The 14,227-nt window shown below is 65.7% G+C and carries 16 protein-coding genes; 10 read left to right on the top strand and 6 right to left on the bottom strand.

From position 1 onward, the window contains the following. Positions 1 to 129 precede the first annotated feature (129 nt). The 8 genes from rimP (at position 130) to E5CHR_RS17285 (ending at position 9,785) form a co-directional block, all read left to right on the top strand. The gene (gene rimP / locus E5CHR_RS17320) at positions 130 to 753 is read left to right on the top strand and encodes a ribosome maturation factor RimP (RefSeq protein ID WP_162580989.1); all 624 of its coding nucleotides are present in this window, start codon (positions 130 to 132) and stop codon (positions 751 to 753) included. Positions 754 to 770: 17 nt separating this feature from the next. Further along, the gene (nusA, locus tag E5CHR_RS17315) at positions 771 to 2,255 is read left to right on the top strand and encodes a transcription termination factor NusA (RefSeq protein ID WP_162580988.1); all 1,485 of its coding nucleotides are present in this window, start codon (positions 771 to 773) and stop codon (positions 2,253 to 2,255) included. Between the two features lie 24 nt (positions 2,256 to 2,279). After that, positions 2,280 to 5,195, top strand: a complete 2,916-nt coding sequence (infB, locus tag E5CHR_RS17310; RefSeq protein WP_162580987.1) for a translation initiation factor IF-2 — start codon at positions 2,280 to 2,282, stop codon at positions 5,193 to 5,195. A gap of 28 nt (positions 5,196 to 5,223) precedes the next feature. Next, positions 5,224 to 5,595: a 30S ribosome-binding factor RbfA gene (gene rbfA / locus E5CHR_RS17305; RefSeq protein WP_068685509.1), complete on the top strand. Its 372-nt coding sequence runs from the start codon at positions 5,224 to 5,226 to the stop codon at positions 5,593 to 5,595. A 2-nt stretch (positions 5,596 to 5,597) separates the two neighbouring features. After that, positions 5,598 to 6,542, top strand: a complete 945-nt coding sequence (truB, locus tag E5CHR_RS17300; protein WP_162580986.1) for a tRNA pseudouridine(55) synthase TruB — start codon at positions 5,598 to 5,600, stop codon at positions 6,540 to 6,542. Continuing rightward, positions 6,539 to 8,374, top strand: a complete 1,836-nt coding sequence (typA, locus tag E5CHR_RS17295; protein ID WP_162580985.1) for a translational GTPase TypA — start codon at positions 6,539 to 6,541, stop codon at positions 8,372 to 8,374. The genes truB and typA overlap by 4 nt, the downstream gene beginning before the upstream one ends. After that, positions 8,337 to 9,278, top strand: coding sequence for a DMT family transporter (locus tag E5CHR_RS17290; protein WP_162580984.1), 942 nt, complete (start codon positions 8,337 to 8,339; stop codon positions 9,276 to 9,278). The genes typA and E5CHR_RS17290 overlap by 38 nt, the downstream gene beginning before the upstream one ends. 69 nt (positions 9,279 to 9,347) lie before the next feature. Further along, the gene (locus E5CHR_RS17285) at positions 9,348 to 9,785 is read left to right on the top strand and encodes a YXWGXW repeat-containing protein (RefSeq protein WP_162580983.1); all 438 of its coding nucleotides are present in this window, start codon (positions 9,348 to 9,350) and stop codon (positions 9,783 to 9,785) included. A gap of 21 nt (positions 9,786 to 9,806) precedes the next feature. On the opposite strand, the gene E5CHR_RS17280 is transcribed toward E5CHR_RS17285, so the two are convergent. From E5CHR_RS17280 to smpB, 5 genes are all read right to left on the bottom strand, one after another. After that, positions 9,807 to 10,196 carry a COG4315 family predicted lipoprotein gene (locus E5CHR_RS17280; protein ID WP_162580982.1) on the bottom strand — a complete coding sequence of 130 codons (390 nt, stop codon included), beginning with the start codon at positions 10,194 to 10,196 and terminating at the stop codon, positions 9,807 to 9,809. A gap of 68 nt (positions 10,197 to 10,264) precedes the next feature. After that, the gene (locus E5CHR_RS17275; RefSeq protein WP_162580981.1) at positions 10,265 to 11,008 is read right to left on the bottom strand and encodes an anti-sigma factor family protein; all 744 of its coding nucleotides are present in this window, start codon (positions 11,006 to 11,008) and stop codon (positions 10,265 to 10,267) included. Beyond that, complete coding sequence (locus tag E5CHR_RS17270) at positions 11,005 to 11,514, bottom strand: sigma-70 family RNA polymerase sigma factor (RefSeq protein WP_162580980.1); 510 nt, start codon at positions 11,512 to 11,514, stop codon at positions 11,005 to 11,007. Before E5CHR_RS17270 ends, E5CHR_RS17275 begins: the two co-directional genes overlap by 4 nt. A 54-nt stretch (positions 11,515 to 11,568) precedes the next feature. Continuing rightward, positions 11,569 to 12,150, bottom strand: a complete 582-nt coding sequence (locus E5CHR_RS17265) for a putative colanic acid biosynthesis acetyltransferase (protein ID WP_162580979.1) — start codon at positions 12,148 to 12,150, stop codon at positions 11,569 to 11,571. 13 nt (positions 12,151 to 12,163) lie between these two features. Next, positions 12,164 to 12,640, bottom strand: coding sequence for an SsrA-binding protein SmpB (gene smpB, locus E5CHR_RS17260; RefSeq protein ID WP_162580978.1), 477 nt, complete (start codon positions 12,638 to 12,640; stop codon positions 12,164 to 12,166). A 176-nt stretch (positions 12,641 to 12,816) separates the two neighbouring features. On the opposite strand from smpB, the gene E5CHR_RS17255 reads away from it, so the two are divergent. Both E5CHR_RS17255 and E5CHR_RS17250 read left to right on the top strand, forming a co-directional pair. Then, complete coding sequence (locus tag E5CHR_RS17255) at positions 12,817 to 13,263, top strand: type II toxin-antitoxin system RatA family toxin (protein ID WP_162580977.1); 447 nt, start codon at positions 12,817 to 12,819, stop codon at positions 13,261 to 13,263. Further along, positions 13,263 to 13,595 (top strand): RnfH family protein, encoded by a 333-nt coding sequence (locus E5CHR_RS17250; protein WP_162580976.1) that lies wholly within the window; start codon positions 13,263 to 13,265, stop codon positions 13,593 to 13,595. The genes E5CHR_RS17255 and E5CHR_RS17250 overlap by 1 nt, the downstream gene beginning before the upstream one ends. 10 nt (positions 13,596 to 13,605) lie before the next feature. On the opposite strand, the gene E5CHR_RS17245 is transcribed toward E5CHR_RS17250, so the two are convergent. Then, entirely contained in the window at positions 13,606 to 14,145 is a 540-nt protein-coding gene (locus E5CHR_RS17245) for a DUF4124 domain-containing protein (RefSeq protein ID WP_162580975.1), read from the bottom strand. Between the last annotated feature and the right edge of the window lie 82 nt (positions 14,146 to 14,227).

The raw sequence follows: 14,227 nt of genomic DNA, 5'->3' as shown, positions 1-14,227 counted from the left end.
TGGCATATAATTCGAGGCTCACGACCAAACGGGCGGGTACCTACCGCCCGTTTTTTATTGGTCGAAGCATTTTTTCGGGGCGCTGGGCGGGCGGCGCACCGAGCACACGCAGAAGGCGCACCCAAGCACGTGGCATTGCAGCAGACAGTGGAACGAACCGTGGCCGGCCTCGGCTACGACCTGGTCGAGATCGAACGCTCGGCGGGAGGACTGCTGCGTGTCACGATTGATTTGCCTTGGAGCGGCCCCACATCGGACGCAGCGGCGGCCGGCGCGCCGGAGGTTCTCGTCACCGTCGAGGATTGCGAGAAGGTTACCCGCCAGCTGCAGTTCGCGCTGGAAGTGGAGAGCATCGATTACAAGCGGCTCGAGGTTTCTTCTCCCGGGATCGACCGGCCGCTGCGCAATGCGCAGGATTTCGAACGTTTCGTCGGCGAGGTGATCGACATCACGCTCAAGGCGCCCATGGGCGCCGCCGCGGGTGGCCAGGTAGCAGCCAACCGCAAGAAGTTTCGCGGCACGCTGGAACGGGCCGCAGGGGCCGAGGGGTCCCAGGCCTGGCAGATCGTCTGGGCGCAGGAGCCCGAAGGAAAGACGGCGCCCAAGCCCGGGCAGAAGATCAGCAGGAAGCGCGCGCCCGCCGCAATGCAGGCGCTGGGCTTTACCCTGGACGAGGTGCGCGAGGCGCGGCTCGCCCCGATCGTGGATTTCAAGGGCCGCAGGCCCAAACCCGACATGACAGCGTCGGAATGAACAAGGAGAGTGGTGGCATGAATCGCGAAATGTTGATGTTGGTGGATGCGATCTCGCGCGAGAAGAACGTCGAGCGCGACGTCGTCTTCGGCGCGGTCGAGTCCGCCTTGGCGCAAGCCACCAAGAAGCTCTACCCGGGCGATGTGGACATCCGTGTTGCGGTGGATCGCGACAGTGGCGACTACGAGACCTTCCGTCGCTGGCACGTGGTGCCCGACGAGGCCGGCCTGCAGTTGCCCGACCAGGAGATCCTGCTGTTCGAGGCTAAGGAAGAGATGCCCGACATCGAGGTCGACGAGTACATCGAGGAGTCCGTGGATTCGGTACCGATCGGGCGCATCGGTGCGATGGCGGCCAAGCAGGTCATCCTGCAGAAGATCCGCGACGCCGAGCGCGAAATGCTGCTCAACGACTTCATGTCGCGCGGCGAGAAGATCTTCACCGGCACCGTCAAGCGCCTGGACAAGGGCGACATCATCGTCGAGGCGGGCCGCGTCGAAGGGCGCTTGCGCCGCAGCGAGATGATCTCCAAGGAGAACCTGCGCAACGGCGACCGTGTGCGGGCGATGATCATGGAAGTCGACCTGACGCTACGTGGCGCGCCCATCATCCTGTCGCGCGCGGCACCTGAGTTCATGATCGAGCTGTTCCGCCAGGAGGTGCCCGAGATCGAGCAGGGCCTGCTTGAGATCAAGAGCTGTGCCCGCGACCCCGGCTCCCGCGCCAAGATTGCCGTGCTTTCGCACGACAAGCGGGTCGACCCGATCGGCACCTGCGTCGGCGTGCGCGGCACGCGCGTCAACGCAGTCACCAACGAGCTCGCCGGCGAGCGCGTGGACATCGTCCTGTGGAGCGAAGACCCGGCCCAGTTCGTGATCGGCGCACTGGCGCCGGCCAACGTTTCCTCGATCGTGGTCGACGAGGAAAAGCACGCCATGGATGTGGTGGTCGACGAGGAAAACCTCGCCATCGCCATCGGCCGCGGCGGCCAGAACGTGCGGCTCGCTTCCGACCTGACCGGGTGGAAGATCAACATCATGGATGCCAACGAGTCTGCCCAGAAGCAGGCGACCGAGACCGACGCCAGTCGCAAGCTCTTCATGGAGAAGCTGGACGTCGATGAAGAGATCGCCGACATCCTGATCTCCGAGGGCTTTACCAGCCTGGAGGAGGTGGCCTACGTGCCGATCTCCGAGCTGCTCGAGATCGAGAGCTTCGACGAGGACACGATCAACGAGCTGCGTTCGCGCGCCAAGGATGCGCTGCTCACCATGGAAATCGCCCGGGAAGAGAACGTCGAGAGCGTCTCGCAGGACCTGCGCGATCTTGCGGGCCTCGACCCCGCCCTGATCCCGAAGCTGGCCGAGGCGGGCGTGCACACGCGCGACGACCTTGCCGACCTCGCGGTCGACGAACTCACCGAAATCACCGGCCAGAGCGCCGATGAAGCCAAGAATCTGATCTTGAAGGCCCGCGAACACTGGTTCGCTGGCCAAGAGTGATGGTCATGGAGGCACGAAAGCAATATGTCCAGTACCACTGTCGCCGAGTTCGCGAACGAGCTCAAGAAGACGCCCGAAATCCTGCTTGACCAGCTCAAGAGCGCGGGCGTGCCCAAGGCCGCCGTCACCGACGCACTTACCGAAGCGGACAAGCAGCGCCTGCTTGGCTTCCTGAAGGCCAGCCATGGCACGGTCGAGCCTGAGCGCAAGAAGATCACGCTGACGAAGAAATCGACCACGGAGATCAAGCAGGCCGACGCCACCGGGCGCGCGCGCACGATCCAGGTCGAAGTGCGCAAGAAGCGCACCTTCATCCAGCGCGACGAGGGACATCCGGCAACGCCCGAGCCCGTGAGGGGGGTTGCCGACGTTCCTGCGCCGTCCGCCGCCGAGCCCGCCGCGCCGCGCGTCGACGAAGCCGAACTCGCACGCCGCGAGGAAGAGGCGCGCCGCCAGGCCGAGCTGATCCGCCGCCAGGAGGAAGAGCTGGTCGAAAAGCGCCGTCTGCGCGAGGAAGCCGAGGCACGCGAGCGCGAGAAGGCCGAGCGTGCCGAACAGGTAGAGCAGCAGGCCCGCGCCGCGCGTGCGAAGGCCGCCGCGGAAAAGGCCGCAGCCGCCGTGACCGAGGGCGCACCCGAAGCGCCCGAGGAAGCCCCTGCCGTGGCCGACCGCAAGGCCGCTGCCGAAGCTGCCGCTGCCCAGGTCAAGGAAGACGCCAAGGTCAAGGCGGCTGCCGAATCGAAAGCGCGGGCCGATGAGGAAGCCGCCCGTGCCAAGGACCTCGACGAACGTCGCCGCAAGGCGCTGGCCGAGGCGGAAGCCATACGCGCCATGATGAATGCGCCTGCCCGCGTGCTGGTGCCGCACAAGGCGCCTGAGAAGGTCGCGCAGGAAGCCAAGGCGGCAGGCGTCAAGGGCACGCTGCACAAGCCGACCGCGCCGGCTGCTCGCACCGCGGCGCCGGGTGCACCCGGTGCAGCGGCTCCGGGCGCTGGCAAGGAAGTCAAGTCGGCCAAGCTCTCGTCGAGCTGGGCGGGCGACACCGCCAAGAAGAAGGAAATCAAGACCCGTGGAGATGCCAGCGGCGGCGTTGGCCGCGGCAACTGGCGTGGAGGTCCGCGCGGACGTCGGGGCAATGACCGTGGCGGCCAGGAAGAACGAGTACAGGCAGCGCCGGTCGAGGCGCGCGTGCTTGAAGTGCACGTGCCCGAAACCATCACGGTTTCCGAGCTGGCGCACAAGATGGCGGTCAAGGCCTCTGAGGTCATCAAGCAGTTGATGAAGCTGGGGCAGATGGCAACCATCAATCAATCGCTGGACCAGGACACCGCGATGATCATCGTGGAGGAAATGGGCCATAGCGCGGTCGTCGCCGCGCTGGACGATCCCGAGGCCTTCACCGATGAGGACGTTTCGGCTCAACTCGCCGAGGCGCTGCCGCGCGCGCCGGTCGTGACCGTGATGGGTCACGTCGACCACGGCAAGACCTCGCTGCTGGACTACATCCGCCGCACCAAGGTCGCTGCGGGCGAGGCTGGCGGCATCACGCAGCACATCGGTGCCTACCACGTTCAGACCGAGCGAGGCATGGTGTCCTTCCTCGACACGCCGGGCCACGAGGCCTTCACCGCCATGCGAGCCCGCGGCGCGCAGGCGACCGACATCGTGATCCTGGTGGTGGCAGCGGACGACGGCGTCATGCCCCAGACCAAGGAAGCGATCAGCCACGCCAAGGCGGCCAACGTGCCGATCGTGGTGGCGATCAACAAGATCGACAAGCCTGATGCCAACCTCGACCGCGTCAAGCAGGAACTGGTGGCCGAGCAGGTAGTGCCTGAGGAGTACGGCGGCGACACCCCCTTCGTGTCGGTGTCCGCCAAGACCGGCCAGGGCGTGGACGATCTGCTGGAGCAGGTGCTGCTGCAGGCCGAGGTGCTGGAGCTCAAGGCACCGGTCGATGCGGCCGCCAAGGGCCTCGTGATCGAAGCGCAGCTCGACAAGGGGCGCGGCCCCGTCGCAACTGTGCTGGTGCAATCCGGCACGCTCAAGATCGGCGACGTGGTGCTGGCCGGCTCGACATACGGCCGCGTGCGCGCCATGCTGGACGAGGACGGCAAGCCCACGAAGGAAGCCGGTCCTTCGATCCCGGTGGAGATCCAAGGCCTGACGGAGGTGCCGCAAGCCGGCGACGAGTTCATGGTGATGGGCGACGAGCGACGTGCGCGCGAGATCGCGACCTACCGCGCCGGCAAGTTCCGCAACACCAAGCTGGCCAAGCAGCAGGCCGCCAAGTTCGAGAACGTGTTCTCGGAATTGGGCGCCGAGGTCAAGACTCTGCCCATCATCATCAAGGCCGACGTCCAGGGCTCGCAGGAAGCGCTCGCACAGTCGCTGCTCAAGCTCTCGACCGACGAGGTCAAGGTGCAGGTGGTGTACGCGGCAGTGGGCGGCATCAGCGAGTCGGACATCAACCTCGCGATTGCCTCGAAGGCCACGGTCATCGGTTTCAACGTGCGGGCCGACGCCGGCGCGCGCCGCCTGGCCGAGGGCAACAACGTCGCCATCAGCTACTACAGCATCATCTATGACGCGGTGGACGAGCTGAAGACGGCAATGGCCGGCATGCTGGCGCCCGAACGGCGCGAAGAGATCATCGGGTCGGCCGAGATCCGCACCGTGTTCGTTGCCTCCAAGATCGGCACGGTCGCTGGCTGCTACGTCACGTCGGGCTATGTCACCCGCAGCGCGCATTTCCGCCTGCTGCGCGACAACGTGGTCATCTACACGGGCGAACTCGAGTCGCTCAAGCGGATGAAGGACGACGTGCGCGAGGTGCGTGAAGGCTTCGAGTGCGGTATCAAGCTCAAGAACTACAACGACATCAAGGAAGGTGATCAGCTGGAGTTCTTCGAGATCAAGGAGATCGCGCGTACGTTGTAAGGCGTACCAAGACGTCACGATCCTGGCCATGCCGAAGAGAAAAGCCGCAACCCCCAATCGCGCCTTCAAGGTCGCTGATCAGATCCAGCGCGATCTGACGGAGCTGATCGCGCGCGAGCTCAAGGATCCGCGGGTGGGCATGGTGACGATCCAGGCGGTCGAGGTCACGCCCGACTACGCGCATGCGAAGGTCTTCTTCAGCCTGCTGGTGGGCGACCCGGTGGAGACCACCGAGGCGCTCAACCAGGCGGCGGGCTTCCTGCGCAATGGCCTCTTCAAGCGCCTGCACATCCACACGGTGCCCACGCTGCACTTCCAGTTCGACCGCACTACCGAGCGCGCCGCCGACATGAATGCGCTGATTGCGCAGGCCGTCGCCTCCCGTTCCAAAGACGACTAAGGATGAACGCGCCACGCACACGGGTGCAGCGGCGCCCTGTGCATGGGGTGCTTCTGCTCGACAAGCCGCTGGGGCTGTCCAGCAACCAGGCCTTGCAGAAGGCCAAGTGGCTGCTGCGCGCCGAGAAGGCAGGCCACACGGGCACGCTCGATCCGCTTGCGAGCGGTGTGCTGCCCTTGTGCTTCGGAGCGGCGACCAAGTTCAGCCAGCTGCATCTGGACGCGGACAAGACCTACGAGGCGACCGCCCGGCTGGGCGTCCGGACTTCCACCGGCGATGCCGAGGGCGAAGTCATCGACCAGCGGCCCGTTGCCGTCACGCCGGCGGACCTGGCGCGCGTCCAGTTGCAGTTCACCGGCCCGATGCGCCAGGTGCCGCCGATGCACAGCGCGCTCAAGAAGGACGGCAAGGCGCTCTACGAGTACGCGCGCGAGGGGATCGAAATCGAGCGCGCGGCGCGCGATGTCGTGATCCACACGCTGGCGCTCAGCCAGCAGTCGGCGAACGAGATCCGGATCCTGGCCAGCGTGAGCAAGGGCACGTACATCCGCACCCTTGGTGAAGACATCGGCGAAGCACTCGGCTGCGGTGCCCATCTCAGGGCCTTGCGGCGCACGGCCACGGGCGGTTTCAACGCCTCCCAGTGCGTGACGCTGGATGCGCTGGAAGCCATGTCCGAAGACGAGCGGCTCGCTCAACTGCTGCCTGTCGAGTCTCTCGTGGCCGGCCACGCGAGCGTCATGCTGGAGGCAGAAGATGCGGCACGCTTTCTGTCGGGCCTGCGCCGTCGAGGCGACTGGCCCGATGCTGCAGAGGTCGCCGTCTTCGGCCACACCCCGCACGCATTCCTCGGCACCGCGCATGTCAAGGCCGGCGAACTGATCCCGGGGCGCTTGCTGAACCCCATCGAAATACAGCAGACACTTTTGACCGAAGCCACACCATGAGCACCAATCAGATCCGCAACATCGCCATCATTGCCCACGTGGACCATGGCAAGACCACGATGGTCGACCAACTGCTGCGCCAGTCAGGCACTTTCGCCGCGCACGAGAAGGTCGTCGACACCGTCATGGACAACAACGCGATCGAGAAAGAGCGCGGTATCACGATCCTGGCCAAGAACTGCGCCGTGACGTGGAAGGGCATGCACATCAACATCGTGGACACCCCCGGCCACGCCGATTTCGGTGGTGAGGTGGAGCGTGCGCTGAGCATGGTCGACGGCGTGGTGCTGCTGATCGATGCCCAGGAAGGTCCGATGCCCCAGACGCGATTCGTCACGAAGAAGGCGCTGGCGCTGGGTCTCAAGCCCATCCTGGTGGTGAACAAGGTCGACAAGCCGGGCGCTCGCCCCGACCACGTGGTCAATGCCGCCTTCGACCTGTTCGACAAGCTGGGCGCGACGGACGAGCAGCTGGACTTCCCCGTGGTGTATGCCTCGGGCATCAACGGCTGGTCGTCGCTGGAAGAGGGCGCACCGGGCGAGCAATGGGGTCCGGACATGTCCGCCCTGTTCGACACCGTCCTCAAGCATGTGCCGGCCCATGCGGGCGATCCGGATGCGCCGCTGCAGCTGCAGATCTCGGCAATCGACTTCTCGACCTTCGTGGGCCGCATCGGCGTTGGCCGCATCAACGCCGGCACCATTCGCCCGATGATGGACGTGGTGATCATGGAAGGCCCGGACGGCAAGTCATTCAAGGGCAGGGTCAACCAGGTGCTGACCTTTCAGGGGCTGGAGCGCGTTCAGGCCACCGAAGCCGGCCCCGGCGAGATCGTTTTGATCAACGGCATTGCCGATATCGGCATCGGCGTGACCGTGACCGATCCTGCAAATCCGGCGCCGCTGCCGATGCTCAAGGTCGACGAGCCGACGCTGACGATGAACTTCTGCGTCAACACCAGCCCGTTGGCCGGCCGTGAAGGCAAGTTCGTCACGAGCCGCCAGATCTGGGATCGCCTGCAGAAAGAGCTGCAGCACAATGTGGCGCTGCGAGTCAAGGAGACCGACGAAGAGGGCGTGTTTGAAGTCATGGGTCGCGGCGAACTGCACCTGACCATCCTGCTGGAGAACATGCGCCGAGAAGGCTACGAGCTGGCGGTGTCGAAGCCGCGCGTGGTGTTCCGCGACATCGACGGTGTGCGGTACGAGCCGATCGAGATGGTGACTGCCGACATCGAGGATCAACACCAGGGCGGCGTGATGCAGGCGCTGGGCGAGCGCAAGGGCGAACTGGTCAACATGGAGCCGGATGGCCGCGGCCGCGTGCGGCTTGAGTACCGCATTCCGGCGCGCGGCCTGATCGGCTTCACCAACGAGTTCCTGAACCTGACGCGCGGCTCGGGCCTGATCTCGAACATCTTCGACAGCTACGAGCCGCACAAGGGGGAGATCGGCAGCCGCAAGAACGGCGTGCTGATCTCCATGGACGACGGCGAGATCTTCACGTATGCCCTGGGCAAGCTGGACGATCGCGGCCGCATGTTCGTGCGGGCGAACGACCCGGTGTACGAAGGCATGATCGTCGGTATCCACAGCCGCGACAACGACCTGGTGGTCAACGCCACGCGCACCAAGCAGCTGACGAACTTCCGTGTCTCGGGCAAGGAGGATGCGATCAAGATCACGCCGCCGATCGACCTGACGCTTGAATACGGCGTCGAATTCATCGAGGACGACGAGCTGGTCGAAATCACGCCCAAGAGCGTGCGCTTGCGCAAGCGCCACCTGAAGGAGCATGAGCGCAAGCGCGCAAGCCGCGAAACCGCCGTCTAGGGCCGTGCTTACCCACGGTCGCGCCATCTGGCTGATGGTCGCCGTCACCCTGATGTGGGCTACGGCGGGCGTCATCACGCGCCACCTCGAGCAAGCGCGCAGCTTCGAGATCACGTTCTGGCGCAGCTTCTTTACGCTCGCGGCCCTGGTGGTGATCCTGCCGGCCTGGCAGGGTCGGGCGGTATTCGCGAAGATCCGCACTGGGGGCCGCGCGCTGTGGATCTCCGGCGTCTGCTGGTGCGTGATGTTCACGGCCTTCATGGTCGCGCTCACGCTGACCAGCGTGGCCAATGTGCTCGTGACCATGGCGCTCGGCCCGCTCTTGACCGCGCTTGCTGCCCGGCTCTTCATTGGCCACCGGCTGCCGCCGCGCACCTGGTTCGCCATCGTGGTGGCCGGCATCGGCATCGGCTGGATGTACGGCACCCAGCTTGGCGACGGACTGCTGGCCGGGACGCTGGTGGCGCTGTGCGTGCCGCTGGCCGGCGCTTGCAACTGGACCGTGGTGCAGCATGCCCATGCGAAGGGCCACGATGTCGACCTCGTGCCCTCGGTGCTCGTGGGCGCCGCGCTTTCTTCGCTGTTGACGTTGCCGCTGGCCTGGCCGTTCCAAGCCAACGTGCGGGATCTGGGGTTGCTTGCCTTCCTCGGCTTGTTCCAGCTCGCGATTCCCTGCGTGCTCTCCGTCCTGTGCGCACGGGTCCTGAAGGCGCCTGAGGTCGCTTTGCTGGCATTGCTGGAGATCATCTTCGGCATCACTCTGGCCTGGCTCGGCGCCGGCGAGGCGCCGACGTCGACGGTGGTGGTCGGCGGCGCACTGGTGATCGGGGCCCTGGTGTTCAATGAATGGTTCGGCCTGCGCGGCCGCCGCGCGGCGGCCCTACCAGCGCGCGGAACTCATTAGCATCGGTGCTTCCACCGATCTCGCGCCCGGCTCGGGCGCGTTCAAGACTTATCAATGAGGGAGATCTCGATGCGACGTTCTGCTTTTCTCTTGGCCTTTGTTGCGGCCGCGGCATCCATGGCGGCCTCGGCCCAGGTGTCGGTCAACATCAACGTGCCTGGCCTCATCACGATCGCCCCGCCGGCGCCTCGTTACGAGGTCGTGCCCGCACCGCGCGCCGGCTTCGTCTGGGTGCCGGGCAACTGGCAATGGCAGCAGAACGCCTATGGCTGGCGCGCCGGCTACTGGGAGCGCGCGCGGCCGGATTATGTGTATGCGCCAGGCAACTGGGTGCGTGCGGATGGAGGATGGCGCTGGTCGGAACCCAACTGGCGGCGTGCCGAAAGGCGCGCCTACAGGGAAGACCGTCGCGACCGGTACGAGCGTCACGGCCATCGCGGCCGTGACGACGGCCACCATGGCGGTTATCACTGCCCGCCGGGGCAAGCCAAGAAGGGGAACTGCTGAGCGCAGCGCCCCCTGGGCCGATCAGGGCCGCGCGACCTTCCAGGCGTTGTTGACGCCATCGCCGGTCTTGTCGCCCGCCTTGGTGTCCTTGGTCCAGTAATACAACGGCGAGCCCTTGTACGCCCACTGGCGCTTGCCGTCGTCGCGCATGACGATGGTGTAGGCGCCCATCGGCTTCGCCGTGTCGGATGCCAGCAGCGGCGGCCAGTTGGTCGCGCAAGGTCCGTTGCAGGCCGACTTGCCGCTACCGGCTGTGTCCCGGTTAAAGGTGTAGAGCGTCATGCCGGTCGGCCCGATCAGCACGCCGTCGGCGGTGCGGGTCGGCGTATCGGGTGCGGAGGACGTCCTGGACATGCTGCCGCAGCCGGCAAGCAGGGCAGCCGCGAGAATCGAGGCGCTGAGCAGTTTCATGATGAAGTTTTCTCCTTGTTGAACAAACACACCAAACAGGCCGGCGCGGCTGGCGTTCCGGCCTTCCATCAAAGCTGTCGGTACACCGCCCCTGCCAGGTTGAGCAGCATCTCACGCGGCAGGTTGCCGGTCAGCGCATAGCCGAAGCCTTGGTCGACCCAGTAGAAGCTCGACACCGCACCCTCCGCCGAGTAGCGAAAAGCTGTTTCTCCCAGCTGCGGTGGCTGCGCCGCGGCGGCGCCCACGCTGCCGATGTAGAGCGTCAGGCGCTCGCCGTCCCCCCGTTCGAACATGAACTGTGCCCGCGCGTCCTGACTGCCGGGCACCAGACGACCGCCGACCAGCGCGTAGCCCTGGGCCGACAGGTCGGGCACCCTGAGCGGTTTGTTCAGGCGCTTCGAAAGCCATTGGACGAGATGCTCCTGCTCCGCCGCGGCAACTTCGACGGGATGCCGCTTCTCCGGCGCATAGACCGCGTAGGCCACGGCAGCGGCATGTACGAACTCGCGTTGCGACGGTGCCTTGGCCAGCGAGGCTTGGCGCTGCGTTGACCATTCGGCGCTGCCCTGCCAGCCGACGCCAAAAGCGACGAGCAGGCCGGCCGCGATGCCGCTCCAGCGGATCCAGCGCGCATGCTGGTCCTGGCGCGCTGCAACCATCTCCGCGGCTGCCAGCAGGGAAGACGGAATGGGCTCGTCCAGCACCTCGCCGTGCAGCCGGCGCAGCGCATCGCGCTGCACCCGCCAGGCAGGCTGGTCGGTGTCTGGGGGCAACGCGGCAGGCGGCTTCATGGCGATGGCGATGCGATTCACTTGAGGCGGCGCAGCCCCGGACGGCCTGCCGCCGGCGGCGGTGCGCCTTCCATCAGGTCCTGCAGGCGCACGCGCGCGCGCGCCAGACGCGACATGACCGTGCCGAGCGGAACGTTCAGTACCCTGGACAGCTGGGCATAGGACATGTCTTCGAGCGCCACCAGCAGCAGCGCGGCGCGCTGCTCCTCGGGCAGAAGCAACAGGCAGCGCTGCATGTCGATGGCACGGTCGCGCGCACCGTCGGCGTCCGGCAACTGCGTCGCGATCTCTTCGATGTCGACCGTAGCGCGCGGTGGCGCGCGCCGCACCTGGCTGGCAAACACGTTGTGCATGATGGTGAACAGCCAGGCGCGCAGGTCGCTGCCGACGATCCACAGCTGCCATTTGCGGCAAGCGCGTTCCAACGTGTCCTGGACCAGGTCATCGGCTGCCCACGCATCGCCGGTCAGCGCGCGTGCATAGCGCCTGAGGCTGGGGATCTGGTCGATGAGCGCGCGGGAATCCATTGCTGCATGAACGCCGGAAGACCGCAGCTTATTCCCTTAGTCGCGAAAAAAACATCAGCCGTGCTCGGCGGCTCGCAGCACCCTCGGCTTGATCGCCTTGGCGGGGTTCCCGCCATAGACGGTCCAGGCATCAAGCGAGCGGAAGGCCACGCCGCGCGCCCCGAGCACCGCTCCTTCGCCAACTTCCACGCCCGGACCGACGAAGGCCTCGGCCGCGATCCAGGCGCCGGCGCCGATGGTGATGGGGCTGGCCGTCAGCTGGAAAGTAGCCGACGCGATGTCGTGGGTGCCGGCACAAAGATGCGCACCTTGCGAAACCAGCGCGGCACGGCCCAGCGTAATCGGCGCCATGTTGTAGCAATTGACCCGCTCGGCCAGCAGTGCCCGATCCGCGAGATGCAAGTGGGGCGGATACCAGACCCGCGCGCTGCCGCGCACATCGCTGGCTTCGCCGAGCCTTGCGCCGAAGAGCTTGAGCAGGAAACGCCGCCAGAAGCGCATCTGCGGCGGTGTCCAGGAGGCAAGTAGCGCCCAGCTGACGTTCCAGGCCGCCCGCAGCAGCCGGTTGCGCAGCGAGAAGCTGGGGCCGCCCTCGAGGGGATTGGTTCTCTGAGCGTCGAGTGGTCTGGCGGCCATGGCGTTGTCCTCTTCAGCGGTTGCGGCTCTTCATTGCGCGCTCGACTTCGCGCTTGCCTTCGCGGTCCTTGATCGTGTCGCGCTTGTCATGCTCGGCCTTGCCCTTGGCCAGCGCGATCTCGCATTTCACCTTGCCGGCTTTCCAATGCAGGTTGAGTGGCACCAGCGTGTAGCCCTTCTGCTCGACCTTGCCCACGAGGCGGCGGATCTGCTCCTTGTGCAGCAACAGCTTCTTGGTGCGTACCGAATCCGGGTTGATGTGCGTCGAAGCGGATTTCAGCGGATTGATCTGGCAGCCGATGACGAACAGCTCACCGTCCCGGATCACGACATAGCCATCGGTCAACTGCACCTTGCCTTCGCGCAGCGACTTGACCTCCCAGCCTTCCAGCACCATGCCAGCTTCGAAGCGCTCTTCGAAGAAATAGTTGTATGCGGCCTTCTTGTTGTCGGCGATTCGGGAGGAGGTGTCTTGCTTCTTGGTGGCCATGGCTTCGTCAGGTGGGGGCGCATGGCATCCACACAACGGTCAAACGCACACACCCGTGCGATTCTATGAAATGAGCGCGTAGCGCGGATGGCCGGCGTCGCAGCGGGTGGCGCGAGGCGGCGGATGAGGTTGCCCGGCGGCCTTCATACAATCGAACTCCGCCTCCAGCCGATCTCATGAAAGCAGTCCACAAGTCCATCCTGATCTGGTACAGCGCCGACGAAATGTACAGCCTCGTCACCGACGTGGCGAAGTATCCCGAGTTCCTGCCATGGTGCGACAAGGCCCGCGTGATCGAACAGGATGAAGGCGGTATGACGGCAGAGGTCGGCCTGGCCTTCAGCGGCTTCCATCACAGCTTCACGACGCGCAATACCCATGTGCCGGGGCGCGAGGTGCATTTGCGACTGGTCGACGGGCCCTTTTCGAATCTCGACGGGGTGTGGAAATTCACCCCCGTTGGGGAGGAGGGCGAACGCGCCTGTCGCGTGGAGCTGAACCTCAGCTACGGCTTCAGCAATTTCGCGCTGCAGGCGCTGGTCGGTCCGGTGTTCGACAAGATCGCTTCCAACCTCGTCGAAGCCTTCGTCAAGCGCGCCGAGCACGTCTACGGCCAGAGTTGATGCTCCGGGTGACGGTCGCGTATTCGCCCGCGCCGCGCGAGGTGTTCGAAGAAGAACTCGGCGTGGCTGAAGGCGCCACCGTTCGCGATGCAGTGCAGGCGAGCAGCTTGGCCGCGCGCTTTCCGCAACTCGATTGGCAAGCCATGGCGCCCGGCATCTGGGGCCGTGCCGTGGAATGGGAGCAGCCGGTGCACGCGCTCGATCGCATCGAGCTGTGCCGCCCGCTGACCGTCGATCCCAAGATCGCGCGACGCGAGCGCTTCCGGCAGCAGGGGGCGCGAGGCGCGGGACTCTTCGCACGCCGGCGCAAGGGCGGCAAGGCGGGGTACTGAGGCCGTTCGGCTACTTGCAGTCGCTGTCGATCGTCGCTTGCAGCCGCTGCGATTCGGCAGCGCGCATCTTGTCGTCCATGATCTCGCGCTCGCCCTGGGCATTCAGGCGAGCCACGCGCATTCCGCTGTCCATCGTGGCCTTGCCTTCACGCGCGCGCTTGCAGTTTTCCGTCTTGGCCTGCGCCACCTTCTGCGCTTCCGCGGCCTGCTTGGCCTTCTCGGCTTCCTCGGCCTTGCGCGTCTTTTCCTCGAGTTCCTTGTCCACGCCCGTCGGCTTGGGACTGCCTGCCGGGCGCTGCGCGGCTGCCGGGGCAGCGGCTGCCTGGGTGGTGTCAGCGCCCGGCGCCGTTGTGGGAGCGGGGCTGAAGCTGGGGCGCGAGGAGGCGGCCCCGGGACGCCGAAGGATGTTCTTCTCGGGAATGTCGGAGGGTGGAGCCTGATCGCTGAAGACTTTTTTGTTGTTCTGGTCGACCCATTGCCATTGGGCGTGAACGGTCGTCGCTCCGAGGAGGCAGGCCGATCCGAGTACGAGCAGGTGCGCGAGCTTCATGAGGTGGCAGTTTAGCCGCGACTTACGTTTTGCAACGTTTTTCATGGCCCTTTTCCGGTTTTGGCGAGGCATTTGGCCCACA

Origin of the sequence: Variovorax sp. PBS-H4, from assembly GCF_901827205.1 — a bacterium.
In the GTDB taxonomy this organism is placed as follows: domain Bacteria; phylum Pseudomonadota; class Gammaproteobacteria; order Burkholderiales; family Burkholderiaceae_C; genus Variovorax.
This window is presented reverse-complemented; position numbering and strand designations above follow the sequence as displayed.

Excerpts from the sequence above, each read along its gene's own strand:
- E5CHR_RS17290 (WP_162580984.1), top strand. The coding sequence starts at position 8,337 with ATGAGCGCAAGCGCGCAAGCCGCGAAACCGCCGTCTAGGGCCGTGCTT.
- E5CHR_RS17245 (WP_162580975.1), bottom strand. The coding sequence starts at position 14,145 with ATGAAGCTCGCGCACCTGCTCGTACTCGGATCGGCCTGCCTCCTCGGA.
- typA (WP_162580985.1), top strand. The coding sequence starts at position 6,539 with ATGAGCACCAATCAGATCCGCAACATCGCCATCATTGCCCACGTGGAC.
- infB (WP_162580987.1), top strand. The coding sequence starts at position 2,280 with ATGTCCAGTACCACTGTCGCCGAGTTCGCGAACGAGCTCAAGAAGACG.
- E5CHR_RS17270 (WP_162580980.1), bottom strand. The coding sequence starts at position 11,514 with ATGGATTCCCGCGCGCTCATCGACCAGATCCCCAGCCTCAGGCGCTAT.
- E5CHR_RS17255 (WP_162580977.1), top strand. The coding sequence starts at position 12,817 with ATGAAAGCAGTCCACAAGTCCATCCTGATCTGGTACAGCGCCGACGAA.
- E5CHR_RS17250 (WP_162580976.1), top strand. The coding sequence starts at position 13,263 with ATGCTCCGGGTGACGGTCGCGTATTCGCCCGCGCCGCGCGAGGTGTTC.
- E5CHR_RS17285 (WP_162580983.1), top strand. The coding sequence starts at position 9,348 with ATGCGACGTTCTGCTTTTCTCTTGGCCTTTGTTGCGGCCGCGGCATCC.
- smpB (WP_162580978.1), bottom strand. The coding sequence starts at position 12,640 with ATGGCCACCAAGAAGCAAGACACCTCCTCCCGAATCGCCGACAACAAG.
- nusA (WP_162580988.1), top strand. The coding sequence starts at position 771 with ATGAATCGCGAAATGTTGATGTTGGTGGATGCGATCTCGCGCGAGAAG.
- E5CHR_RS17265 (WP_162580979.1), bottom strand. The coding sequence starts at position 12,150 with ATGGCCGCCAGACCACTCGACGCTCAGAGAACCAATCCCCTCGAGGGC.
- rbfA (WP_068685509.1), top strand. The coding sequence starts at position 5,224 with ATGCCGAAGAGAAAAGCCGCAACCCCCAATCGCGCCTTCAAGGTCGCT.
- E5CHR_RS17280 (WP_162580982.1), bottom strand. The coding sequence starts at position 10,196 with ATGAAACTGCTCAGCGCCTCGATTCTCGCGGCTGCCCTGCTTGCCGGC.
- truB (WP_162580986.1), top strand. The coding sequence starts at position 5,598 with ATGAACGCGCCACGCACACGGGTGCAGCGGCGCCCTGTGCATGGGGTG.